The 22,098-nt window shown below is 60.3% G+C and carries 23 protein-coding genes and 2 pseudogenes; 10 read left to right on the plus strand and 15 right to left on the minus strand.

Annotated elements, in window-relative coordinates; genetic code table 11:
- Positions 1-4: 4 nt before the first annotated feature.
- Genes LZK81_RS25075 through LZK81_RS25085 form a run of 3 tightly spaced genes read right to left on the minus strand, consistent with a single transcriptional unit; the run spans position 5 to position 2,972 of the window.
- The gene (locus LZK81_RS25075; RefSeq protein ID WP_233957717.1) at positions 5-1,177 is read right to left on the minus strand and encodes a glycoside hydrolase family 88 protein; all 1,173 of its coding nucleotides are present in this window, start codon (positions 1,175-1,177) and stop codon (positions 5-7) included.
- Positions 1,178-1,181: 4 nt separating this feature from the next.
- Positions 1,182-2,018, minus strand: a complete 837-nt coding sequence (locus LZK81_RS25080) for a carbohydrate ABC transporter permease (protein ID WP_046607297.1) — start codon at positions 2,016-2,018, stop codon at positions 1,182-1,184.
- Between the two features lie 3 nt (positions 2,019-2,021).
- On the minus strand, positions 2,022-2,972 hold the full coding sequence (locus tag LZK81_RS25085) for a carbohydrate ABC transporter permease (RefSeq protein ID WP_233957718.1): 951 nt from the start codon (positions 2,970-2,972) through the stop codon (positions 2,022-2,024).
- A 220-nt stretch (positions 2,973-3,192) separates the two neighbouring features.
- Here LZK81_RS25085 and LZK81_RS25090 point away from each other — a divergent pair, with 220 nt between their 5' ends.
- Both LZK81_RS25090 and LZK81_RS25095 read left to right on the plus strand, forming a co-directional pair.
- The gene (locus tag LZK81_RS25090) at positions 3,193-4,974 is read left to right on the plus strand and encodes a heparinase II/III domain-containing protein (protein ID WP_233957719.1); all 1,782 of its coding nucleotides are present in this window, start codon (positions 3,193-3,195) and stop codon (positions 4,972-4,974) included.
- Between the two features lie 11 nt (positions 4,975-4,985).
- The gene (locus tag LZK81_RS25095; RefSeq protein WP_233957720.1) at positions 4,986-5,777 is read left to right on the plus strand and encodes a discoidin domain-containing protein; all 792 of its coding nucleotides are present in this window, start codon (positions 4,986-4,988) and stop codon (positions 5,775-5,777) included.
- Between the two features lie 348 nt (positions 5,778-6,125).
- Here the strand turns inward: LZK81_RS25095 and LZK81_RS25100 are convergent.
- A pseudogene (locus tag LZK81_RS25100) lies at positions 6,126-6,254 on the minus strand (helix-turn-helix domain-containing protein); the annotation flags it as partial.
- A 78-nt stretch (positions 6,255-6,332) separates the two neighbouring features.
- Between LZK81_RS25100 and LZK81_RS25105 the strand changes: the two are divergent.
- Positions 6,333-7,435, plus strand: a protein-coding gene (locus LZK81_RS25105; protein WP_233957721.1) for an IS3 family transposase whose coding sequence is annotated in 2 segments (ribosomal slippage) — positions 6,333-6,594 and positions 6,594-7,435 — 1,104 coding nt in all. Because the reading frame shifts where the segments join, the coding sequence is not laid out codon by codon here.
- Between the two features lie 228 nt (positions 7,436-7,663).
- Here the strand turns inward: LZK81_RS25105 and LZK81_RS25110 are convergent.
- Complete coding sequence (locus LZK81_RS25110) at positions 7,664-7,849, minus strand: hypothetical protein (protein WP_233957722.1); 186 nt, start codon at positions 7,847-7,849, stop codon at positions 7,664-7,666.
- A gap of 273 nt (positions 7,850-8,122) precedes the next feature.
- Between LZK81_RS25110 and LZK81_RS25115 the strand changes: the two genes are divergently transcribed.
- The 5 genes from LZK81_RS25115 to LZK81_RS25135 all read left to right on the plus strand — a co-directional run bounded on the left by LZK81_RS25115 (position 8,123) and on the right by LZK81_RS25135 (position 12,045).
- Positions 8,123-8,689 carry a hypothetical protein gene (locus LZK81_RS25115; protein ID WP_233957723.1) on the plus strand — a complete coding sequence of 189 codons (567 nt, stop codon included), beginning with the start codon at positions 8,123-8,125 and terminating at the stop codon, positions 8,687-8,689.
- On the plus strand, positions 8,686-9,078 hold the full coding sequence (locus LZK81_RS25120; protein ID WP_233957724.1) for a hypothetical protein: 393 nt from the start codon (positions 8,686-8,688) through the stop codon (positions 9,076-9,078). Before LZK81_RS25115 ends, LZK81_RS25120 begins: the two co-directional genes overlap by 4 nt.
- 336 nt (positions 9,079-9,414) lie before the next feature.
- A complete protein-coding gene (locus LZK81_RS29490) occupies positions 9,415-9,663 on the plus strand; it encodes a diguanylate cyclase domain-containing protein (protein WP_418936525.1) in 249 nt (82 codons plus the stop codon).
- A 191-nt stretch (positions 9,664-9,854) separates the two neighbouring features.
- Complete coding sequence (locus LZK81_RS25130; protein ID WP_233957725.1) at positions 9,855-10,274, plus strand: hypothetical protein; 420 nt, start codon at positions 9,855-9,857, stop codon at positions 10,272-10,274.
- A gap of 391 nt (positions 10,275-10,665) precedes the next feature.
- Positions 10,666-12,045 (plus strand): enoyl ACP reductase FabMG family protein, encoded by a 1,380-nt coding sequence (locus tag LZK81_RS25135; RefSeq protein ID WP_233957726.1) that lies wholly within the window; start codon positions 10,666-10,668, stop codon positions 12,043-12,045.
- Positions 12,046-12,239: 194 nt separating this feature from the next.
- Here LZK81_RS25135 and LZK81_RS25140 read toward each other — a convergent pair.
- The 6 genes and pseudogenes from LZK81_RS25140 to LZK81_RS25165 form a co-directional block, all read right to left on the minus strand.
- Positions 12,240-12,871 (minus strand): annotated as a pseudogene (locus LZK81_RS25140) (class I SAM-dependent methyltransferase).
- Positions 12,872-12,974: 103 nt separating this feature from the next.
- Positions 12,975-13,388, minus strand: a complete 414-nt coding sequence (locus LZK81_RS25145) for a nuclear transport factor 2 family protein (protein ID WP_046608074.1) — start codon at positions 13,386-13,388, stop codon at positions 12,975-12,977.
- Between the two features lie 302 nt (positions 13,389-13,690).
- Complete coding sequence (locus LZK81_RS25150; protein WP_233957727.1) at positions 13,691-14,320, minus strand: NADPH-dependent F420 reductase; 630 nt, start codon at positions 14,318-14,320, stop codon at positions 13,691-13,693.
- 161 nt (positions 14,321-14,481) lie between these two features.
- Positions 14,482-15,081: an NADPH-dependent F420 reductase gene (locus tag LZK81_RS25155; RefSeq protein WP_233957728.1), complete on the minus strand. Its 600-nt coding sequence runs from the start codon at positions 15,079-15,081 to the stop codon at positions 14,482-14,484.
- 31 nt (positions 15,082-15,112) lie between these two features.
- A complete protein-coding gene (locus tag LZK81_RS25160; RefSeq protein WP_233957729.1) occupies positions 15,113-15,865 on the minus strand; it encodes an SDR family NAD(P)-dependent oxidoreductase in 753 nt (250 codons plus the stop codon).
- 50 nt (positions 15,866-15,915) lie between these two features.
- Complete coding sequence (locus LZK81_RS25165; RefSeq protein WP_046608092.1) at positions 15,916-16,650, minus strand: SDR family NAD(P)-dependent oxidoreductase; 735 nt, start codon at positions 16,648-16,650, stop codon at positions 15,916-15,918.
- A 267-nt stretch (positions 16,651-16,917) separates the two neighbouring features.
- Here LZK81_RS25165 and LZK81_RS25170 point away from each other — a divergent pair, with 267 nt between their 5' ends.
- Positions 16,918-17,850: a LysR family transcriptional regulator gene (locus LZK81_RS25170; protein WP_233957730.1), complete on the plus strand. Its 933-nt coding sequence runs from the start codon at positions 16,918-16,920 to the stop codon at positions 17,848-17,850.
- Between the two features lie 184 nt (positions 17,851-18,034).
- Here the strand turns inward: LZK81_RS25170 and LZK81_RS25175 are convergent, their stop codons facing one another.
- The gene (locus tag LZK81_RS25175; protein WP_233957731.1) at positions 18,035-18,772 is read right to left on the minus strand and encodes a FadR/GntR family transcriptional regulator; all 738 of its coding nucleotides are present in this window, start codon (positions 18,770-18,772) and stop codon (positions 18,035-18,037) included.
- A 285-nt stretch (positions 18,773-19,057) separates the two neighbouring features.
- On the opposite strand from LZK81_RS25175, the gene LZK81_RS25180 reads away from it, so the two are divergent.
- Entirely contained in the window at positions 19,058-20,713 is a 1,656-nt protein-coding gene (locus LZK81_RS25180) for an acyltransferase (RefSeq protein ID WP_233957732.1), read from the plus strand.
- Positions 20,714-20,735: 22 nt separating this feature from the next.
- On the opposite strand, the gene LZK81_RS25185 is transcribed toward LZK81_RS25180, so the two are convergent.
- The 3 genes from LZK81_RS25185 to LZK81_RS25190 form a co-directional block, all read right to left on the minus strand.
- A complete protein-coding gene (locus tag LZK81_RS25185) occupies positions 20,736-20,921 on the minus strand; it encodes a hypothetical protein (RefSeq protein ID WP_046608080.1) in 186 nt (61 codons plus the stop codon).
- A 202-nt stretch (positions 20,922-21,123) separates the two neighbouring features.
- On the minus strand, positions 21,124-21,426 hold the full coding sequence (locus LZK81_RS29495) for a GCG_CRPN prefix-to-repeats domain-containing protein (protein ID WP_418936526.1): 303 nt from the start codon (positions 21,424-21,426) through the stop codon (positions 21,124-21,126).
- A gap of 211 nt (positions 21,427-21,637) precedes the next feature.
- Entirely contained in the window at positions 21,638-22,039 is a 402-nt protein-coding gene (locus LZK81_RS25190) for a hypothetical protein (protein ID WP_233957733.1), read from the minus strand.
- Positions 22,040-22,098: the final 59 nt, after the last annotated feature.

The raw sequence follows: 22,098 nt of genomic DNA on the forward strand, positions 1-22,098 counted from the left end.
TCTCTCACCAATAGGAAGACCAGGCGCGCGAGAGGCGCGTCAGGGCTTCCATGTAATAATAGTCGCCCCAGGAGACGCACTCGTCGACGCCTTCGCCGCGGCAGGTGTTGTAGGGCGATTTTTTCGAATAGGTTCCGTTGAGGACAAGGCCGTTGGACATGGCCGGATCCTTTACCGCATAGTGATCGGCGAGGCTTTTCATCATGCGCCGCGCAAGCTCGCGGTAACGTGCGGCGACATCGGCCTCGACAAGGTCGGCCATTTCGAGCAATCCGCAGGCTACGATCGAGGCCGACGACGTATCGCGCGGCTCGCCATCTCTCTCGGAGAACACCAGGTCCCAGTAAGGCACCATGTCGGCCGGCAGCTTCTTCAGATAGAAATCGAGAAGCCGGTCGAACGTTTTGCGATATTCGTCGATCGGCTCGTAGTGATAGGAAAGCGCCATGCCGGCAATGCCCCACGCCTGCCCGCGCGCCCAGAAACTGTCGTCCTTGTAGCCCTGTTTCGTCGCACCGCGCACGGGGGCACCGGTAACCGGATCCATGTAGAACGTATGATAGGTGGAATTGTCCGGCCTGACCGAATTCGCCAGCGTCGTGCGGGCATGGATGAGCGCGATGTCGCGGTATTTCTCATCGCCCGTCTCGCGGCTTGCCCAATAGAGCAACGGCAGGTTCAGCAGGCAGTCGATGATGTAACGGTATTCCTCCGCGACACCCTTGCGACCCCAGGCCTGGATGAACTGGCCGATCGGCTGGAAGCGCTCGATAAGCTGGTCCGCGGCCAGAATGGCGGCTTTGCGCCCGTCCTCATCGCCCACCAGCTTCCATGCCGCGATGCACGAGGGCGAATAGAGAAAGCCCATGTCGTGGTGGTCGGTCTCGATGCGATTCTCGATCCGGTGCAGGAAGCTCTGCACTTGGATCTGCGCCGCATGCTGAAAAACCTTGTCGCCCGTATGCTCGAACGCCAGCCAGATTTCTCCCGGCCAGAAACCTGCGGTCCACTGGGTATTCTCGACGGCGGGATAAAAATTGCCGACGCTGGAATGGTTCTGGGACGCATAGGTGAAGGCCGGCAGATTGCGCCGGATCTGGGCGACGGCGAGATCGAGCGCTGCCTTGACCTCCGCATCGGTGATCGGTTGGGGAGCGATCTGCACAACGGCATTCATGACGTTAACCCTTGAGGCCCGACGAGGCGACGCCTTCGACGAAGAAGCGCTGCAGCGACAGGAATACGATCAGGACGGGAATGAGGGCGACGACCGATGCCGCCATGATCAGCCCGTACTCGGCGGAATATTGCGAGATGAACATGCGCAGGCCGATCTGGATCGTCTTCAGCTCCGTCTTGGTCAGATAGATCATCGGACCGAGGAAGTCGTTCCAGGTGGTGACGAAGGTGAAGATGGTCAGCGTCGAAAGTGCGGGCTTCGACAGCGGCAGCATGATGCGCGCCCAGATCTGATATTCGTTCATGCCGTCGATACGGGCCGCTTCGCACAGCTCCGTCGGGATCGACATGTAGAACTGCCGCATGAGGAATACGCCGAAGGCGGTGAAGGCCTGCAGGCAGATCAGCGCCAGATGGGTGTTGTTCAAGCCGAATTCGCGCATCAGCAGGAACTGCGGCACCATGTAGACCTGCCAGGGCATGGCGATGGTCGCGATATAACCGAGGAAAAGCGTGTTCTTGTAGGGAAAATCGAGCTTGGCAAAGGCATAGGCGGCGAAGCTCGACGTCAGCAGCTGGAGCAGGGTGACGATGATCGTCAGCTTCGATGTGTTGTAGATGAACAGGCCGAGCGGAATCTTCGTCCAGATGTCCACGTAGTTCTGCCACTGCGGTTGCGACGGAATCCACTCGATCGGGAAAACGAAGACGTCTCGGCTGAGTTTCAGCGAGGCTGACAGCATCCAGGCGAAAGGCATCAGCATCACGGCGGTGATGACGATGACCGTCGCATAGACTGCAATGCTGTTGGCGGTGACCTTGCGTCCGGCAATCTTCACGGATCAATCCTCCCTCTGTCGGCGGAACTGGACGACCGTGACCGCCAGTACGAGAAAGAAGAGAACGAGCGCAATCATGCTGGAATAACCGAGGTCCCAGGAAATGAAGGCTTCGTTGTAGATGTGATAAACGAGGACCAACGTCGAGGTGCCGGGGCCGCCCTGGGTGATCATGTAGATCTGATCGAAGACCTTGAACGCCTGGATGGTCAGCATGACCGTGACGAAGAAGGTCGTCGGCCCGAGCTGCGGCACCGTGACATAGACAAATTTCTGCCACGCATTGGCGCCGTCGAGATCGGCCGCCTCGTAGAGCTCGGAATTGATGCCCTGCAGCCCGGCAAGATAGATAACCATGTAGTAACCCATGCTCTTCCAGACGCCGAAGAGGATGACCGTGACCATCGCCCAATGCCGGTCGGCTGCCCAGCCCGGCATGTCCTTGGGGTCCAGGCCGAGTGTGTAAAGGATCATGTTCACCGGCCCCATTTCGGGGTTGAAGATCATGTTCCAGACCACGGCGACAGCCACCAGCGAAGCGACGTAGGGGAAGAACATCGCCGTGCGGAAGAAGTCGCGTCCGAAGATCTTCTGGTTCAGCAGGATCGCGAGGCCGAGCGCGCAGGCGAGCGTCGCGGGAACCGAGACGACCGTATAGATGATCGTGTTCCAGAACGCGGCAATGAAGACCTTGTCTTCGAACAGCCGCCAGAAATTGTCGAGACCGGCGAAGGTGATCGCATTCGAACCGTCCCAATGCATGAACGCCAGCACGAAGGCGAACAGGATCGGCCCGAGCGTAAAGACGGCAAAACCGAGGAAATTCGGGGCGATGAAGGAGTAGGCGACCAGCGCGCTCTGTATCTTGCGCCGGCGGCGCGACAACACCTTGCTCGGCCGCCGGGACACGGCCGGCGCATCACCTGCGGCAATGGTCGAATTCGATATGGACACTTTATCCCTCCTCGAACCAGGATGCTCCGATCGATGCCCAAGGGCTATCCACGGCCCGCCATTGTGTCACGAGCGTGCCGCCTCCCTACCGAGGGGATAGCACATCTCTCACATTGGTCAAACAAATTTATGGATAAATCATATGAATCCTGTAGTCATCTTAAAATACGTATGATAGGTGGCGAATGAGGTCGTTTATCGGTCGCATGGAGGAAGGCTGATGTTCAGCGAGATCGCCGGGTCGCTGCCGCCGGTTTTGGCGGACTTCATGCCCGGCGCGCCGATCGGCGACCGGGCCGCCTGGGATGCCGTATCGGATGATATGCGCTCCGCAGTTATCCGGGATGCGGAGTCGGCGCTTGGCCGGCCGTGGTCGCTCATCAAGGCTTCTGACTACCGGGAATATTCGCTGAACGGGAACCGCTCCCGCTTTGAAGCGCTGTATTTTTCGCGGCGGCGGATGTTGAACGATCTGGTTCTTGCCGAACTGCTCGAGGGCAGGGGGCGTTTTATCGGTGCAATCGTCGACGGTGTCTTCCTGATCTGTGAGGAAAGCGGCTGGCAGCTTCCGGCTCACAACGCCTACGAGCGGGGCGGACTGCGGTTTGCCTTGCCCGATACGGAGCAGCCGGTTGTCGATCTGTTTGCGGCGGAGACGGGTGCCTTGCTGGCGACCGTGGCCGCTCTCATGAAAGATCGGCTCGACCAGGTCAGCCCGCAGATCGTCGCCCGGATCGAACGGGAGGTCCGGGTGCGCATCTTGTCACCCTACCTCGACCGGCATTTCTGGTGGATGGGCAACGGCGCCGAACGAATGAACAATTGGACGGCGTGGATAACGCAGAACGTCCTGCTTTCGGCCTTTGCCCTGAAGACGGAACAAGACCTGCGGCGGCAGATTGTCGAGAAGGCCCTTTCCAGCCTGGATGCCTTCACCAAGGACTATGCGGAGGATGGAGCCTGCGAGGAGGGAGTGGTTTATTATCGCCATGCGGCGCTCTGCATGGCCGGGGCGATGGCCATCCTCGACACGGTCGCGCCAGCTTCCATGACGCCGCTCTGGAAAGCTCCCAAAATCCGCAGCATGGCGGAATATATCGTCAACATGCATGTGGCCGGCCGCCGGTATTTCAATTTTGCCGATTCCGCCGCGGTCATAGAACCATGTACCGTGCGAGAATATCTCTTCGGCAGCGCCGTCGGGTCTGATATCCTGGCGGCATTCGCCGTGCGAGATCGCCTGTCGTCGGAGCACAAGCATCTGCCGGAGGAGTGGAACCTCTGGTACCGCGTGCAGGAGCTGCTGGTAACGCCGGCAGCTAGCGGAGAAGCGAAGCCGGCAGGCGATGTGTTTTATCCGGGAATTGGCCTGTTCGTTGCCCGCGACGACCGCTTTGCGCTCGCCGTCAAAGGCGGCAACAACGGGGAAAGCCATAACCACAACGACGTCGGCAGTCTCACGGTCTATAAGGACGGCAAGCCGTTCCTGATCGATGTTGGCGTCGAAACCTACACGGCAAAAACATTTTCTTCCGAGCGGTACGAGATCTGGACCATGCAGTCGGGCTTCCACAACCTGCCGACTTTCGGTGGTGTGAGCCAGGCCGCCGGCGCGGATTGCGCGGCGCGGAATGTCCACGCCGAGTTCACCGAAAAACAGGCGCAGATATCATTGGACATCGCATCCGCCTATCCGGCCGAGGCCCGCGTCCGATCCTATCGGCGAACCGTCACGCTTCGGCGCGGGCAGGAGATCGAGGTCGTGGATATCCATGAGGGCGAACTGCCGGCGGTGCTTTCTCTGATGACCTGCGTCGAACCGACCATCGACCACGCCATTCATTTCGACGGCCTCGGCCGCATCGACCTTGATGGAGCCGGCGCGATCGAGGTCGACGCAATCGATATCGACGATGCCCGCCTGCGTATCTCCTGGCCCCCGAGAATTTATCGACTGCGCATCCCCTTTGCCGGGACCTGCCTGAAACTGCGGATCGTCTGAGGAGGACGAGCATGGAACTGACACTGAAAGTCGTAGATGTGGCGGGCGAGGTTCGCGCCAGGGCTACAGGCATGGACGAAACATATCTCGTTTATCGCGACAGCTACAACGAAGGCGATCAGGTCGTCGTCGAAACGTCCGAGCCGGGGTATCTCATGCTCGCGCTCGACGACGCGATGACGCCCGCGATCGTCTATATGAAGGGGCAGAGCTACGCGCTCGGGGTCCCCTTCGGTTCCAAGCGCATTCCTTATTCGCCGCGGGCCTTCGAAGGCGGGATCCACAGACTATGCGTCCGCAAGGCGCGGCCGGAGGAGATCGCGGCACGTCGGAACCTGGCTTTCAATCCATGGGACGACCACGCCAATGCCACCATCTTTCCGCTCGCCAAGGCGAATGTGGAGACACGCGGGGAGGCGGTCTTTGCCGCGCGCAACGCCATCGACGGCGAAAAGGCGAACGACGATCATGGCTTCTGGCCCTACACGAGCTGGGGGATCAATCGCGATCCCGATGCGACGCTGACGCTCGATTTCGGCCGGCCGGTGAAAATCGACGAAATCGTCCTCTACCTGCGAGCGGACTTTCCGCACGACGCCTGGTGGGAAAAAGCCAGCGTCACCTTCTCCAACGCCGAGACCACATGTTTCTCGCTGGTCAAGACGGGTGCGGCTCAGTGTTTCCCGGTGAGGGAGCAGACCGTGGAATGGATCAGGCTGCACAGCCTGATCAAGGCCGACGATCCGTCGCCCTTTCCGGCGCTGACCCAGATCGAAATCTGGGGACGCGAGGCGGATATGTAAATCAGCGCCGAAGGTTGCCCCTATGATCGGGCCCGTAAACCCTTGATCTACTAAGATGAAATGCAGATCGGGTGGGGTCACGATCGGCGCCGATGATGCCCCCGCCCTCGTTGCGAGTTTGCAAGTAAAGTCAGGCACCTGCCGCCTTTTCAAAAGGGGGCAACCTTCGGTGCTGTTTCACAAACACAGATGGCACCGGCAGCCAAATGTCAGCTGTACAACCGAGAAATTTATTCAACAATTTCAATCTAGTGATGGTTTGGTGTCAACGCGAGGGACAGCCTCAAAATCTATCTGAGTTCTTGGAAATCTTCGGCTTCCAGACACACAATCACCGGCAGTTGCCTCTTAATGTTGAAGCGTCGAGGCTCTTGCCGTTCGCCATGCGCCCGGCGCCACTCCAACCACTCGCCGGAACATTCGGGTCAGGTGACTCTCATCTGCAAAGCCACATGCGACGGCAACTTCCGAGAGTGATCTGAGCCCTTCAAACTGGACCAGTTTTGGTTAGAGTTTTCCGGTGCATTTTCCTGGCTGGGAAAGGAACGGAAGACGATGAAGGCATCGCAGTTTTCGGACGCGCAGAAGGCGTTCATTCTGAAGCAGGGTGATGAGGGGGTGACGGTCGCGGAGATCTGCCGCAAGGCGGGGATCAGCCAGGCGACCTATTTCAATTGGAAGAAGAAGTACGCCGGAATGTTGCCGCCGGAGATGAAGAAGCTGAAGCAGCTCGAGGACGAGAATGCGCGATTGAAAAAGATCGTCGCGGATCTGACGCTGGATCGGGTGATGTTGCAGGACGTCATCCGGCGAAAGCTCTAAGGCCTGCTCGCAAGCGAGAGGTGGTAAGGTGCATGTGCCGGGACTGGGCAATCTCGATCCGGCGTGCCTGTGGGGCGCTGAACTTCGATCGGTCGACCTACCATTACACCTCTCGCCGTGCCGATCAGGCCGGCCTGGAACGTCGTATTCGGGAGATCTGCGAGACCCGTGTGCGTTATGGCTATCGACGCGTGCATGTGCTCCTGGAACGCGAGGGCTGGGGCACCAACATCAAGCGAACCTATCGCATTTACAGAGACTTGGGTCTGCAGTTGCGCGATAAGACACCGAAGCGTCGGGTTAAAGCCAAACTGCGGGAGGACCGACAAAAGGCTGTGGGACCCAACGATGTGTGGGCGATGGACTTCGTGCACGACCAACTCGCGACCGGAAAGAAGCTGCGGGTTCTGACAGTGGTCGATACCTTCTCGCGCTATGTCCCAGTGCTTGATCCGCGTCACAGCTATCGCGGCGAAGACGTGGTGCAGACATTGGAGCGGGTGTGCCGGCAAGTCGGCTATCCGAAGACGATCCGTGTCGATCAGGGAACCGAATTTGTGTCTCGCGATCTCGACCTATGGGCCTATGCCAAGGGCGTGATCCTGGACTTCTCACGTCCGGGAAAGCCCACGGACAACGCCTTCATCGAAGCCTTCAACGGCCGCTTCCGGGCGGAATGCCTGAACCAGCACTGGTTCCTGACCCTTGCGGATGCGCGCGAAAAGATGGAGGATTGGCGTAGAGACTACAATGAGGTTCGGCCACATGGCGCAATCGGCAACAAGGTCCCGATCGCGCTGATGAATTCGGGAGGCGCAACCAGCCCGCCTCCCTGAATGAAGCCGGAAAACTCCAGCCTCCGCTGGTCCAGAAACCTGGGGCGGTTCAGAAGAAGATGCGCAATGTACTTCTGGCGGCCGGCCTATTGGTGGCAGGATTGTTTGCTGGTCCAGCCAGCTCGATGCCGGCCAGCGGGATCACGGTCCCGCCGAATCCCAACGTTCAGTTGGTGGATCGTGCCTGTGGCCGTGGTTTTGAACTGACCCGTCGTGGATTTTGCCGACCTAGCCGGTGGGCGCCACCGCCACCACCGCCGCGGTATTATCACCGAGATCGGCGCGATAGATGGGACGACCGTCGCGGCCCGCCTCGGCGAGATTGGCGAGACGGTCGCGATAGGCGCGATCGCCGCGACTGGCTATGAAAGCGAGCCCTTCCGTGAGGAGGGGCTTTTTTCGTGCCGACCTCATAAGATTCCTTGCGTTAACGCTAAAGCTCGATTGCCCCACCGGTGTGCGGGATAGCGGTCGGGAGATTGTCACTTTGCGATCATCGGACGGCATTCTTCGATCGCTCACGCGTCCAAATCGAGCGGCTCGAAAACGCCGGCGTGCAAGCGGTGTCCAACATTGCCATGTTCAGACCCGTGTTCGCGACGCGGTCCGAAATTACAATTTTCCACAATTCAAGTTGTCAAAGGCGCTGAATTCGACTGCGTAATTGCATTCGCATTGCTGGAGGGCATGGTTCCGCACTTCGCCGATCCGAATGCGCTCGATAGCGCCCAGAAGCTCCTTTGTAATTTCGTCGCGTCCAAAAAGAATCTTCATCTGATCGCCGGGGTAGGGCGTCAGTGGGCTTGGCGAGCCGTACGAGACGACCAATCACGTGTCACGGAGGTGATCGAGAAAGAGCACGGTCAAGTTCACCTCGATGCGAAGCCGCTTTTGGACAGATCGGCTTTCGAACCCGATGCACGCAGCCGAGCCATGCTCGAAGGCATCCGCATTGCACAGGAGGATCTGCGAGACGCTGGCGGAGCCTATGATCTTGATCAGGTCCGCACCTTGATGCGCGGCGTGTCCCGACAGGCGATCGACAAGCGCGTTCAGGAAGGCTCGTTGCTGGCCGTTCCCGGTCTAAAAGCTGTGCGTGAAGCCTTGCAGACCAGCAATCCATGGTCAATGCTCAACTTCCTTTCCCATGCGGATGTCAGATTGAACAACCGCAAGCCCATCGATCTGCTCAAGTCCGGAAAGCTTGACGTTGTGCTTGAAGCTGCGAGGCGGCAGGGCGAGCAGGGGGCGTGAGCGGCCCGCTCCCTCCCGCGGACCTGAAACAGCGTCAGCCGGAAGTGGTGGAGCTTTCGGCCGGAGAAGTCCTTCATCGCTTCTACTCGGCCGGGCGAGATCCGATCTTCTTCGACACCTCGGCGATGGGGAGTTTCAATGCTCCCAATGCTTCCTACGGCGTCCTCTATGCTGCCAAGGTGATCGCCGGCGCTTTCGCGGAAACATTTCTGCGGACGCCGGGTCGCACGCTGATCGATGCCGATCTGCTCAGACGGAAAGCCCATCTCCGCTTCAGCACCAACAGAAATTTGAAGCTGATCCGCTTCGCCGGTCCAGGCCTCGCGCGAATCGGCGCCACAGCCGAAGTCTCGCATAGCGGCTTGCCCTACGATGTTCCGCAGGTCTGATCAGGAGCACTATATGAACATCCCGTCGAGGCCGACGGCATTACCTACCATTCCCGTCATGACAATGCGGAGCTCTGCTACGCACTTTTCGATCGGGCGGCCGACGCAGTTGTCGAAATAGAACGCCTGACCGACCTCGACCAGGATTGGTTCTGGCGGATCGCAGAATCCTACAGAGCGGGATTTGCGCCGCGAGCCGGTATCTGCGAGATTTCACTGCGAAGGCGCGGCGATGGGAGTCTTCGCTTCAGGCCGATGCTTTTCGCGTTACTAAGGGCAACGCGCTCCGCGAGCAGAGCCAGACGTTAGCTTGGGTGCTGCGACCTTATCGGCCGATTGGGGGGCGAGGAATTCGCAATCCTCCTGCCGGGGACCGGCATCGACGCCGGCAGATCGTTGCCGATGGTATCCGGGTTGCTATTGCCGAGACCAAACTCTCGTTCGGCGAGGACCCGAGGCCCGATTTCAGCCAGCTTTGGAATCACCACACTGGCGCAGACCGATTGGCATTTCGAGGATATGCTTCTTCAGGCTGATAGCACACTCTCGAAGCGAAGACGGCGGGTCGCAATACGTGTCGCATAGCCTTGCCACGGCCGAGCGATCTGCGAAAACGGGCTTGAAGGCGAACGGCACGCCGTCAGGCGTGCGCCCAGCTGGCTATCAGCGTGAAAAGACATCCGCCAGAGTACCGCTAATGCGCAGTGGGACTCGGGTGTGAATCAGCGTCGAAGGTTGACCCTATAACCGGTCCCGTAAAGCCTTGATCTACTGAGATGAAATGCAGATCGGGTAGGGTCACGTTCGCCACCGATGATGGTCCCGCCCTCGTTGCGAGTTTGCAAATAAAGTCAGGCGCTTACCGCCTTTTCAAACGCGGCGACTGTCAGGATGGGATTCGTATTGCCTCATTAGAGAATGTTTTCGAACAAACCGCATATTGCCTCACCGAAATGCTCCCTTCGCGGTTACGTTTGCTGCGTCGCTATGCCAACACCACCGCCGCAGCTTACATTCCAATACTGAACGGGTCTTTTTCACTTTGTGTGATGGTGGAATTTGCTGTGGGTGAAATGCTGGACGCCGTACGGGCCGAGGAGAATTCCGGTGAAGTAGCGGCCACGCAGAGATCAGATCAGCTGATTGAAGACGATCAAATGGGCGTTCTATGGCAGAAGTGGCCCGGAGCATGGTAGCAGAACGCATGCTACCGCTCAATTGTGAATCAGCGCCGAAGGTTAACCCCTATGATCGGGCCCGTAAACTCTTGATCTACTGAGATGAAATGCAGATCGGGTGGGGTCGCGATCGGCGCCGATGATGACCCCGCCCTCGTTGCGAGTTTACAAGTAAAGTCGGGCGCTTGCAGCCTTTTCAAAAGGGGATCAGCCTTCGGTGCTGTTTCACACGCCGATCTCCAATGGCCTCGGCATTTCGCCGCATTGCAGGAACAGCAGAGACCGACTTCACGTTTTGAAATGAACGGTCACCGAAAATGAGTTCCCATTCTGTGCCAGTGCGGTCATGTCTTTGTGAAAGCTCGTATGAGCCACTGCTCGACGACACACGAATCAAAGAGCTGACAGCATGGAAAATCCGGTTGCACTGAATCGTCTTTCCGAGAACACGGTCTTCCGTAAAGGCGATGTTTTCGTACTCTTCGGCGAACTGTTCGGCCGCGGATACGCCACCGGCTTGCTCGAGGAAGCCAGACGGGCTGGAATGGAGATTGTGGGGATTACCGTCGGGCGGCGCGACGAGAACAACGCGCTGCGGCCACTCGACGCCGAGGAACTGTCTTCGGCGGAGGCCCGGCTGGGCGGCAGGATCATCAACATACCTCTTATGGCGGGTTTCGATCTCGATGCGCCCGCAGACGGCCCAACTCCCACCGATCTCCTGGCAAAGATGACGCTTGAGAGCTGGGAACACGACAAGCTCGACTGGGACTATGTCGGGCAATGCCGCGACATCGCCACTGCGCGTTTTACGGAGTCGCTTTCAAAAGTCATGACCGTTCTCGACGGAATGATCGCCGCTGGCCGCAATGTTTTCTTCGCCCACACAATGGCCGGGGGCATCCCGAAGGCGAAGGTATTCTTGGTCGTCGCCAATCGAATCTACAAGGGGACCGCAGCCCGCCACATGTCGTCGCAGACCTTGCTCGACAGTGACATGGGAAAACTCATCCTGCAGAATTTTGACGACGTCTCCGCAAACACCTTTCGCCATCTCATTGATTTCAGCGCGGCGATCCGCGAGCGCGTGGAAGCTTCGGGCGGTCAAATACGATACACGGCCTATGGTTACCACGGATCCGCGGTCCTCGTTGACGGAAGCTATCGTTGGCAGACCTACACCAACTACACCCAGGGTTATGCGAAGATGCGGCTCGAAGGCATTGCAGAGGAAGCCTGGGCGACAGGGATCAAGGCAACTGTCTATAACTGTCCCGAAATCCGGACCAATTCGTCCGATGTGTTCACGGGTATCGAGCTGCCCCTGATACCGCTGCTGCTTGCGTTGAAGAAAGAAAACGGTGGCCAATGGGCAGACGAACAGTGGCAGGCCTGCCAGCAGCTTCTGGCAGACGGCTTAACCATGAAGGATGTGTTCCGGAAGATCACCGACATGCAGGCCAGCGAGGTCATGCGACCGTTCTATGACTTTTCGGCATGGCCCATGGCAAACAGCCAGGCACAGGCCGATTTGACCATCGGCACGTCCAACGAGATCACCCAGATGCATCGGGATAGCAAGTTGATGATCAGCGACCTCCTGAGCGGTCTCGTTGTGAAGGCAACCGGGCAGCTCATTTTTGGCGAATCTTCCGAACCCTCCGGTCCCGTCCTGTGGCTCAATCACGATATCGTGGCTCGGCGACTTAACGCTTCCCACCCGCATTCGAAGTCTCCCGCGCCGCTTATCGCGCAGGGAATGGAATCCTCGCACCTTGAGATGGCGTGACGGCTTCCCAGCTTAGCTTGGAAGCTGGCTGTTTTGGGTATGAAGCGACGAAGCTTGCGACAGGAATGCGCCCTCGACTGACATTTGCAGGCCCTCCAACGAGTTCCGAAAGCTGTCCTTGCTGCAGACTGGCGCAGCGTGCAGCAGCCCGGCCTCCATGGGAGGCCGGGTTGAAGTTGGCGCCGGGGGACCTGTCAGGGCTTCACGAACCGATAGACGAAGCGATCGGTCGCGCCCTGGATCGAGGGATCGAACACCTTGGTCGAGTGTGGATCGTCCTTGTTCGCGAGTATGGTACTTTCGGCGTCCAGTACGAAGCCGGCCGCCTCCACCTCCTCGCGGACGGAGGCAGGGTCGATCCGATGCAGCGACTGGGCGTCGCCCGAGCCTGCTCCGGCCGTGGCGGCGTGATCGACGACGACGTAGAACCCACCAGGCTTGAGCCGCTCGTAGACGGCCCGATTGAAGTCGGCCGCCGTCGCGCCCTTGGCCTGGATCAGCGCGGTGTGGAGATCGTGGTAGAACAGGTGCAGCCACACGACGTCCGCTGGCGGCGTGGCCTCCGGCATCGCCACGAGGTCCGCCGAGACGGCTTCGATGTTCGCTTGGCCCGGCTCCTTCGCAAGCGTCCGCATGCGGCCGACCGGATCGTTCTTGAAGTGAGCGACTTCGGCCGGCACGAAGCTGGTGACCCGTCCTTCGCGTCCCACGACGTCGGAGAACAGGCGCGTCCAGTCGCCGTCGCCTGGGTAAACGTCGATGACGGTGAGCCCGTATCCACTCGTGCGAACCGGATCAACTCGGATAATATGGATTGGTCGTACATAAGCATCTCCTTCAGTGTCAGCATTCGATGGGTGGGGCGTGAGAGCGGTCGATCTACGGCTGATCCACCGTCTAGCCCGACCCGATCGCCGCAGAGTCCCGCTCTACTTAGGTCCGGACGCATCCATCCGCGCGGCCCGCGCCAGTGCTTGCGTGTCGACATATTCCCGGATGTTGGTCAGTCTGCCGTCCCGGACCGTGATGGCGAAGACCCAGTCGTCCTCGAACGTCTTGTTCGTCGCTTTGATCCTTCCCCTCGCGAAGCCGACGACGAGGACCCGGTCTCCTTGCGCCACGAACTCCCGAGGTTCCGTGGACGTTTCTAACGACGTGGACGACGTCTCAAGCAAATTCGCCAGCCCCGCGTGTCCGCGATGCGTTCCGGCCAGCGGCCAGTCCTCGCCCGGAATGACCCACTCGATGTCTTCGGCGACCAGTGACAGCAGAGCCTCCCTATCGCCGCGGCCGATCGCCGCGAAGAAGTCCTCCACGGTCTGGATGTTCTTCTCAATGCTCATGGGACTTTCTCCTTTTCGCACGGATCGGTTAGCGCTCGATCCGGTGCCGCGATGTGGGTGAAAAGGGAATATCCCCTGGGGCGTCCAATCCTCGGCCATCAGGACGAAGGGATCGGCGAACGCGGTGTCCGGTGCGTCGATCGAACGGCGAGCGCGACGTCCGGCGACTTTTCCCGACACGAACTGGGGGTCCTCGATGCGCGCTATTTCTCGAACAAACATCGGTTTGGGGTGTTCATCCTGAATCCCACTGAAACGGCGACGAATTCGCTGACTCACAATGCACGCGGCTCAAGTTTTTCTTACCGAACGATCCGGCGGACGAAGTGCAATTCAACAGCGGATAGAGGGCCGCCGAGCTGTTGCATCGTACCGCCGTCCGCGAGAGAGCCGAGGTCGAGCGCGACCAAGCCAGTCGAATCGATAAGTTCGACCACGAGCGCCTTGGCATCGCGATCGTCTCCTGACACGAACAGTACAGTCTTCGGCTTCTGTGGCGAGAAATCCTGTATCCAAGCCATCGGCATATTACTGATCGACTTCACCAGCCTGGCCCCGGGCGCCATTGCGGCGACTGTCTCGCTCGACGTGCGGCCCTCCAACGCGGCAATCGATCTCGCTACGCCGGCAGCGCTGATGTCCGGTTTATCGCCCACGTGGGCGTTCGTCCCGTCGACGAGTATGCGGCCGCGCCAGTTGGTTCCCTTGAGCGCCTCCGGCGCATCCGCCCAATTCGTGGCCAGGATCACAACATCGCATTCCGCAGCTTCCTGCTTGGATTCTGCGCTGGCGGCCGGACCCAGATCGGCGACGAGCCCCGCCAACGCCTCCGGCCCCCGAGAACTGGACAGGGCGACCTCGTGGCCTCCGCCGATCAAATGACGACCGATGGTCGTAGCCATGCGACCAGCGCCGATGAACCCAACTTTCATGACCGTTTCTCCCCGATCAAACGATGACTCAAGCAGCCGCGGCCGATCGCGGCGAGGAAGTCCATCACGGTCTGCACGTTCTTATCTATGCTCATAGGAATTTCCTCCATCTTGGTCGCACCGTATCGCGCCGCGTCCCTGCTGGTGGGACGTCGCGGTCATCAGTCGAACTTGACCAAGTGCTGAAAGATCAGCCGACCCCAAGTGTTCCCGCGCGCCTGCATAAGCAGCCCGCCTTCCGAAAGCCCGCCAAGTTTGATCGGCGCGAAACCGAGATTTTCCGCGAGCGCAGCAATCTCCTCTGCGGCACCGTCATCGTCGCTCGCCAGGAACACGACTCGCTTGCCCCCATGTTCGGCCGGATCTTGGTCAAGGGTGGCAGCGAGCAAATGGTTGAAGCCCTTGACCAGTTTTGCACCGGTGAAGGCCTGCGCGACGAACTTGGAAGAAGGTTGTCCTCCCAGGTCTTCCGGGGGCACGCCGTAGGCGTTGGTCACATCGATGATGGTCTTCCCCTGCCAGGTGGACAGCGCCTTCGCGACGTCGCGGTGCGCCTCGAAACGGACAGCCACGAAGATGATGTCCGCCTTGACGGCTTCCGGCAGTGTTTTGGCAATGACCTTGGGGCCGATCGCGGCCGCTTCGGATGCAAAGCTTGTCGGGTCGCGCGTGGTTGCCACGGACACTTCGATGCCCTTCCGGGCAAACGCCTTGGCAAGAGCGTGGCCGATCTTGCCGAAGCCAATAATTGCATAGCTCATGATGCTTCTCCGATCCTGTGTTAACGCCGGGTCAGACCTGCGCCCAACCACCATCGACGGCGAGATCCACGCCGGTGATGTAGGAGCTTTCATCGGAGGCGAGGAAGGTGACGGCTGCCGCAATTTCCTCTGGCTTGCCCCTGCGACCCATGGGGATCTGTGCAGCAAACTGGGCGACCGCCTGCTCGGCCTGCTCAGCGGTAAGGCCGGTCGTTGTTGCCAGGGCGGGAGTCTCGATCGCGCCAGGGCTCATCGTATTGACGCGGATATTGCGGTCCTTCAGCTCTTGGGTCCAAGACCGCGAGAAGCTGCGAACAGCCGCCTTGCTTGCTGCGTAGGTGCTGAACGCTGGCAGCCCCATCACATTCGAGACCGAAGAGTTCAGAATGATCGATCCGCCGTCTTTGAAGATGGGAAGGGCCTTCTGCACCGTAAAGAACAACCCCTTCACGTTCACATCGAAGGTCTGGTCAAAATGGGCCTCGGTCGCGACTGCGAGCGGCGCGACTGTCCCTGCGCCCGCGTTTGCGAAGAGAATGTCGATGTGACCATGTTTCTCTTTCACGATGGCGTAGAGCCGGTCCAGATCTTCCAGGCGCGAGACGTCGCCCAGGACTGTTGTCACGTTTCTGCCGATAAGGGCCGCGGCCTCTTGTAAGACTTTCTCGCGCCGCCCAACGATCACGACGGACGCACCTTCTTCCACGAAGCGCTTGGCTGTCGCCAGCCCGATCCCGCTGCTTCCGCCCGTGATGACTGCGATTTTACCTTCGAGTGCTTTCATAATCTTTTTTCCTTCGCTGTGTTTGAGCTAGGCGCGGAACCGCGCCGGCGTCAGAGTTGCGCCAGGCCGCCGTCGACGGCGACTTCGCTGGCTGTCATGAAGCTGCTGTCCGACGACGCGAGAAAGGCGGCCACGGCCCCGATCTCCGCCGGATCGGCCATGCGCTGGAGCGGAGTCATCGCGCCGTAAGCCTTCTGGCCCTCTTCGCCCAGAGCTTCCTTGGCGAGTTCGGTCGCCGTCGCCCCCGGGGACAGCACGTTCACCCGAATGCCGGTGCCCTTCAGGTCCTCCGCCCAGGTGCGCGCGAGGTTTCGCACGGCCGCCTTGCTGGCGCTGTAGGCGGTGAACCCCGGGGCGCCGGTGGTTCCGGCGCTCGATCCGGTCAGAATGATCGAACCGCCCGAACCCATCAGGGGCAGGGCCTGCTGGACCGTGAAGATCGTACCCTTCACGTTGGTGTCGAAGGCTTCGTCGATGTGTTCGGCGGTGATCTTGCCGAGCGCAAGCGGGCCTCCCGCCCCGGCATTGGCGAAGACGATGTCGAGGGTGCCGCGCTCGGCCTTCACCGCCGTGTAGAGACGGTCGAGGTCGGCCGGATCGGAGACTGAGCCCTTCACCGCTCGGGCATTCGGCCCGAGCTCGGCGACGGCGGCGTCGAGCGCCTCCTGCCGGCGGCCGTAGATGAAGACGAAGGCGCCTTCCTCGATGAAGCGCTTGGCCGCAGCAAGGCCGATGCCCGTGGCGCCCCCGGTGATCACGGCCGTCTTTCCGTTCAGTCTGTTCATGTCATCCATCTTTCTGTTTCTGGCTCCGCGTTCATTGTTCGTGGGCGCCGTCTGAGCCTGAAGATGGTCCTTTTCCCGTCGTTCTGAGAGTGCGTGAGTTCGCACATCGGTGGTGCATAATCGATCCGGCCGAGCGCCGGTGACTGTGTCCCGCCTCGCCGCAAGACGTTTCGATGTACGCTGGCGCCGCTATGACGCTTGGCCATGCTGCGGTATGGTACGCTCCGTACAGCTTGGGAAGCGCACCGAACGGTGCTGGAATGCACCATGATCGACTGGGATGACGTTCGCTACTTTCTTGCCGCCGCACGGGGAGGCTCCGTGCGGGCCGCCGCCAAGGGCCTCGGAGTGAACCATGCAACTGTGCTGCGACGGATCGCTCAGCTCGAGGAACGCCTCGGCGCGCAGATGTTCGAAAAGCAGCCGTCGGGCTACCGCCTGACGGCTGCGGGCGAGGAGGTTCTCGAGTTCGCCGTCCAGATGGAAGTTTCGTCGCAGCAGCTGGAGACACGCGTCTTCGGGCGCGATCAGAGCGTGCGCGGGCTTCTCCGGGTGACGTTGACACCGATCCTCGCGACACACCTGCTCATGCCCGACTTCGCCGATTTCGCGCGCCTGCATGCGGACATCGAGATGGAAATCCTGTCGTCCGGCGAACTGGCAAACCTGACCAACAGGGAGGCCGACGTCGCCATCCGCGTGGTCTACGACCGTAAAACGCTGCCGCTCAATCTTCACGGCCTGAAGGGACCCGAGGTGTTCGGCGGCGTCTACATATCTCGCGATCGACTGGCCGCATGGCGTGCGGGCGCGCCTGATCCCATTCGGTGGATCGTCATCAGCATGCATGGCATTCCGGAGTGGGCGAGCGCAGGTGAGGTTCACACCACGGGGGTCCCCTTCAGGGTCACGGACGCCGCGGCGGAGATCGTTGCTGTACGACAAGGGCTGGGGATCACGACGCTGCCGTGCTTCGTCGGAGATGCCGACCCCCTTTTGGTGAGGGTGCCGGGCACCGAGCGGCACATGTACGGAACGCTCTGGCTCCTCACACAGGGGGAGACACGCAAGACGAAGCGCGTGCAGCTCATCACGGAGTTCGTATCCCACCGGCTCGCCGCCCATGCCCCGCTTCTCGCCGGGCTGTCTGTGAATCAGCGCCGAAGGTTTCCCCCTATGACCGGGCCCGTAAATCCTTGACCTACTGAGATGAAATGCAGATCGGGTGGGGTCACGATCGGCGCCGATGATGCCCCCGCCCTCGTTGCGAGTTTGCAAGTAAAGTCAGGCGCTTGCCGCCTTTTCAAAAGGAGCAAACCTTCGGTGCTGTTTCACGGATTGGGGCCTAAGAGCCGGGCCGGCCATGCGGCTGACCTGCGCGGCATCAGCTGGAAAACGCTTTGAAATCCCTCAGCACATCCCGGTAGCGGATCTGGCTTCCTCTCAGGTGGTCGCGCATGGCATTGCGTGCCGCCTCCTCGTTGCGATCCGAGATCGCCACGACGATTGCTTCATGTTCCGTATGGATCATGCGGCGGTAGGCGGTCTGTTCTCCGGACCGTTCGCCGGGCGTGGCCCTCGATTGCGGAATGGCCGCGGTGCCGTGAAATTCCAGATGCTGCCGGAACAGTGGGTTGTTCGTGGCGTCGGCGATGGCGAAATGCAGCGCAAGATCCGCCTCGCGGATCGATTCGTTCTGCTCGATGCATTGCAGAATATGCCGATGACAATCGAAGATAGCCTCTTCCTGCGCCGGAGACCGGCGCATCGCCGCCAGACCGGCAGCCTCGATCTCCAGCGGAGCCCGCACCTCGAGCACCTCCAGGTCGGACGAGACGCGCGCCCGGTCGATTTTCCGGCCGGAGGGAGGTGAGGTCTCCTGGCTGAGAACATAAATTCCCGCGCCCTGCCTCACTTCGACAAGCCCGTCCGATCTGAGCGCAGCGACCGCTTCCCGAACTACCGTACGGCTTACGCCATGCGTTTCCGTCAGTTCGACTTCGCTTGGGAGTTTGTCGCCGGGCGAATACTGACCGCTGGAAATTGCGGTCCGAAGGCTTTCCCCGACCCGTGACACCAGCGATCCCGGTCCCTTGTTCCGATCCTTGGTCTGGGTTGTCACGCTCAATCCCCGCTGCAACGACGCGACGCGTCCGCGCCGTATTCATCACACGTGTATGACAAATTCGGGGCCATATCAATGCGGGAGTGAATTCCATTTATCTTGAGAGGCATCGATCAGCGCCGGCGGAGGTCGAAAACAAAAGCTGGACGGTTAAATTCGTCTGCTGTATTTCCTCAATTTGCCGAATGTCAAAAATTGGTATGATGACATCGGCCCACCGAATTCTGATCCCCCGTCGGCATTTTTCCGAGCATGGAGCCGGCGTGCAAAACGAGTGACGAAATGCGGACAGATCAAGAAGTTTCCGAATCCAAGATGGATCGGGAAGCCAGGCTGCAATTTCTCACCTGGGAGCGCGGGCCTGCGGATATCCAGGGCGATCTCCAAAAGAGGCTGAAGGAAAAACTGGCGCAGTCCGCCGGAGCACGGATCGCAGATACTGCCTATATCGCAAGCGACGCGCGCATTTTCACATCCTCTCTGATCCTCGGCGATCGTTCCTGGATTGCGGGGCACGCGCTCGTGCGTGGAGACGTGGAACTCGGCTCCAATTGTTCGGTCAACCCCTACGCATGCATCTCCGGAAAGGTCCGGTGCGGAAACGGTGTGCGTATTGCTTCGCTCGTTTCGATCGTCGGCTTCAATCATGGCTTCGACGATCCGGACATACCGATCAACGATCAGCCTCACGAGACACTCGGCATTACGATCGGCGATGATGTGTGGATCGGTGCCAATGCGGTCATTCTGGACGGCGTGACGATCGGGAGGGGTGCCGTTATCGCCGCCGGTGCGGTTGTCACCAAGGACATTCCAGATCTGGCGATCGCGGCGGGAGTGCCGGCCAAAGTCGTGCGCCGTCGCGGGGAAACGGCAGCGGCGGGAAAATCGCGCCGGGCCGAGGTCGAGCAGGCGCTGCTGCAGATCAGCAAGATGGCGGAAGCCGAGTGGCGAGATGTGCGGGAACGGCATCTGACGCCCGGCGGTTATCGGTCGACGGATGCCGACGGTGTTGCGCGCATGAGCGTCAGGCATGAATGCGATGCGATCGAGATTGCCGCGGGTTTTGGGGAACAGCCTTCCGGGAACGGGGCGAAGGCGATCGTCGATCGCCTTCAGGCGCTGCAAGACTCGGCGACCGGCTTTTTCCCCGATCCGTTTCGGCTACCTGACCCTGCGAAGAATATCCGCGATGACTCCCTCACTCTCTATAACGTGCTGGCGGTCGGTTATGCGCTGGAGATACTCGGCGCGCATCCCTCCCACCCGATCTCCGGCGTCGAGATGGACGCGGTCGGGCTCTGCGACTGGTTGGAGGCCTTGCCCTGGAGCAGCCGCGCATGGTGGTGCGGCGACCGGGTGGACGCTATCGCTACCGCGCTTTATTTCAACGCCCGGTATTTCAGGAGCGGCAGGGGGAAGGAAATCCTCTTTGGCTGGCTTTCGACCCATATCGATCGTTCGATCGGGCTGTGGGGAAAGCCGACCGCGGAACAAGGCCTCCTGCAGCCGGTAAACGGCTTTTACCGCCTCACCCGCGGAGCCCATGCCCAGTTCGGCATCCCGGTCCCTTTCCCTGAAGCCGCGATCAATTCCGTCATGGCGCACTATCGAAACAGCAGCGGTTTTTCCGGCCCAACCTATACGGCCTGCAATCTGCTCGATACGATCCATCCGCTTTGGTTGTGCCTCAAGCAGACGGATTTCATGCGCGGCCAGGCGGAAGCAGTGGCTGAGGACATCATCTTGCGTTCGCCGGACCGGTGGCAGGCGAAAAGGGGCTTTGCCTTCGCTGACGGTCAGACAGGAAGCCTGCAGGGCACGGAAATGTGGCTTTCGACCCTGCATCTTGCCGCGGACCTGTTGGGCCTGGCTGAAAACTTCGCCTTCGTTCCCAAAGGGGTGCATCGGACGCGACCGGCGGGAATGGGGCTGTAGCGCTTGCAGGCGTTATTGGCGCCTAGCGGAATCGCGGCGGTCGTGGCGGCGAGTTCGAGTGGATCTCGTGCACCGGCGCGTGCTTTCCCAAGAGCCTTAACATCTTCTTTTCGTCCTCCAGCCGCATTCCGTTTTTACGGCAGTGTTCAGCGACGTCGTGGTCGCGTGGCCCAGGAATTCTGACCTGCCGATCGGCATCCTTTTTCATGACGCTTCCTCCTAACAATACAACGCTCCCAAGCGGCAATTGTTCGTTAGATGAAGCTAAAATTCAACCCCTGTCGTCGCAACCCCGGCTTTCGCGTGGAGTGGATAGTGTCCGCATCAGGCGCCACTGGGCTCAGCCAAGCGTGTCGCAGAGCTTGGCATCGAGAAAAAGCCCCTCTGCAGAGCAGAAGGGCTTTCCCGTATCAACGCCAATCCCGGTGATCGCGCCAGTCGCGATGGCCTCGCCATTCCCGGCGAGGCGGTCCTCGGTCGTCCCATCGATCCCGACGATCCCACCGATCGCTGTAGCGGGGCGGCGGCGGCCGCCAGCGGTTGGGGCGGCAATCGCCCCACCGGTTCAGGTGGTAACCGCGGCCGCAAGCCCAATCGACCTTCTCGGCGGTTGGTTTTGCCGGCACGGCAATGGTTCCGATCGGCATGGCATTTGCCGCGCCTCCGAAAAGACAAGCTGCGATCAAACTGGCCGCTAAGACTATCCTGCGCATCGGTTTCCTCCAGAGTGCACACGCTGACAGATTGCGGCGCGATCCTTGAACCGTTGCTGAAGTCCGCATTCATCTAAGCTTCAGCTTATGTACATTTGCTCGAGGGCGGCGTTTGCGCACGTCTGCTCAAGTCCCGAAAGGCTCCTTCCATGAGAGTTGCGGCGAGGAGGTTTGAACAAGGACAGGCCCGGTTTCCTTCTGGCAGCCGGCCTCAGCGATAACGCGAGCGGTTCCGGCCGTCGTCGCGAGAGTCGGAATCGTCCGACGACGCTCCTCGCTCCAGCCGGTCCAGCACCTGCAGGAGAAGATCCGCGCAATCCTTTGTGGGTTCGCCGTCGGCGCAGCGCAGGTCGATCGTGGTTCGCCCGTTCTCGATGCGGAAACGCGCTCCGCGCTCCCGTGGTGGTCGACGGTCCGCCATCGGAGGCATCCGCCACTCGTCTCCGTCCCTGTCAGCGGCCGGTTCCTGAGGACCGGGCGGCGGCGCGTTCGAGGCGCGATCCCGCTCAGCCTGTGGCGGGGTACTGGGAGACGCGTTAGGAGTTTCCTGCGCGAGTGTCAGGTTGGCCGACAGCGAAAGAACGGCCGCTGCCGTGATGAGAAGACGTTTCATGTCGGGCCCTCCGGTTCCGGATGACCAACAACAATGACAAGGGTTTGTTTGTTCCAGTG

Origin of the sequence: Neorhizobium galegae, from assembly GCF_021391675.1 — a bacterium.
Classification (GTDB): domain Bacteria; phylum Pseudomonadota; class Alphaproteobacteria; order Rhizobiales; family Rhizobiaceae; genus Neorhizobium; species Neorhizobium galegae_B.

Coding starts and splice junctions, on each gene's coding strand:
- LZK81_RS25075 (WP_233957717.1), bottom strand. CDS start 1,177: ATGAATGCCGTTGTGCAGATCGCTCCCCAACCGATCACCGATGCGGAG.
- LZK81_RS25090 (WP_233957719.1), top strand. CDS start 3,193: ATGTTCAGCGAGATCGCCGGGTCGCTGCCGCCGGTTTTGGCGGACTTC.
- LZK81_RS25095 (WP_233957720.1), top strand. CDS start 4,986: ATGGAACTGACACTGAAAGTCGTAGATGTGGCGGGCGAGGTTCGCGCC.
- LZK81_RS25110 (WP_233957722.1), bottom strand. CDS start 7,849: ATGAGGTCGGCACGAAAAAAGCCCCTCCTCACGGAAGGGCTCGCTTTC.
- LZK81_RS25115 (WP_233957723.1), top strand. CDS start 8,123: ATGGTTCCGCACTTCGCCGATCCGAATGCGCTCGATAGCGCCCAGAAG.
- LZK81_RS25130 (WP_233957725.1), top strand. CDS start 9,855: ATGAAATGCAGATCGGGTAGGGTCACGTTCGCCACCGATGATGGTCCC.
- LZK81_RS25135 (WP_233957726.1), top strand. CDS start 10,666: ATGGAAAATCCGGTTGCACTGAATCGTCTTTCCGAGAACACGGTCTTC.
- LZK81_RS25145 (WP_046608074.1), bottom strand. CDS start 13,388: ATGAGCATTGAGAAGAACATCCAGACCGTGGAGGACTTCTTCGCGGCG.
- LZK81_RS25150 (WP_233957727.1), bottom strand. CDS start 14,320: ATGAAAGTTGGGTTCATCGGCGCTGGTCGCATGGCTACGACCATCGGT.
- LZK81_RS25155 (WP_233957728.1), bottom strand. CDS start 15,081: ATGAGCTATGCAATTATTGGCTTCGGCAAGATCGGCCACGCTCTTGCC.
- LZK81_RS25160 (WP_233957729.1), bottom strand. CDS start 15,865: ATGAAAGCACTCGAAGGTAAAATCGCAGTCATCACGGGCGGAAGCAGC.
- LZK81_RS25165 (WP_046608092.1), bottom strand. CDS start 16,650: ATGAACAGACTGAACGGAAAGACGGCCGTGATCACCGGGGGCGCCACG.
- LZK81_RS25170 (WP_233957730.1), top strand. CDS start 16,918: ATGATCGACTGGGATGACGTTCGCTACTTTCTTGCCGCCGCACGGGGA.
- LZK81_RS25180 (WP_233957732.1), top strand. CDS start 19,058: ATGCGGACAGATCAAGAAGTTTCCGAATCCAAGATGGATCGGGAAGCC.
- LZK81_RS25185 (WP_046608080.1), bottom strand. CDS start 20,921: ATGAAAAAGGATGCCGATCGGCAGGTCAGAATTCCTGGGCCACGCGAC.
- LZK81_RS29495 (WP_418936526.1), bottom strand. CDS start 21,426: ATGCGCAGGATAGTCTTAGCGGCCAGTTTGATCGCAGCTTGTCTTTTC.
- LZK81_RS25190 (WP_233957733.1), bottom strand. CDS start 22,039: ATGAAACGTCTTCTCATCACGGCAGCGGCCGTTCTTTCGCTGTCGGCC.